The following is a 269-nucleotide window of genomic DNA, read 5'->3' on the forward strand; positions in this document are numbered from 1 at the left end:
CCTCGATGCAGAACTCGGTGTCCATCGAGATCGACACCCGCCAGGCCAGCACACGGCGGCTGTACCAGTCGATCACCGCTGTCAGGTAGACGAAGCCCCGGGCCATTGGGTGATATAGCTGAGGCCCATCGCCCAGACCTGGTTGGCCCTGGTGATCGCGAGCGTGCGCAGCAGGTATGGGTAGATCGTGCTTCCTGGTGCCTTCTTGCTGGTGTTGGGCTTCCTGTAGAGCGCGGTGATGGCCATGCGCCGCATCAGCGTGGTCATAT

General features: G+C 62.1%; 1 pseudogene. It reads right to left on the minus strand.

What is annotated here, in order from left to right:
• Nucleotides 1-269 (minus strand): annotated as a pseudogene (locus QN413_RS27225) (DDE-type integrase/transposase/recombinase); the annotation flags it as partial.

This window comes from Variovorax sp. LG9.2, from assembly GCF_035018885.1.
Lineage (GTDB): Bacteria > Pseudomonadota > Gammaproteobacteria > Burkholderiales > Burkholderiaceae_C > Variovorax.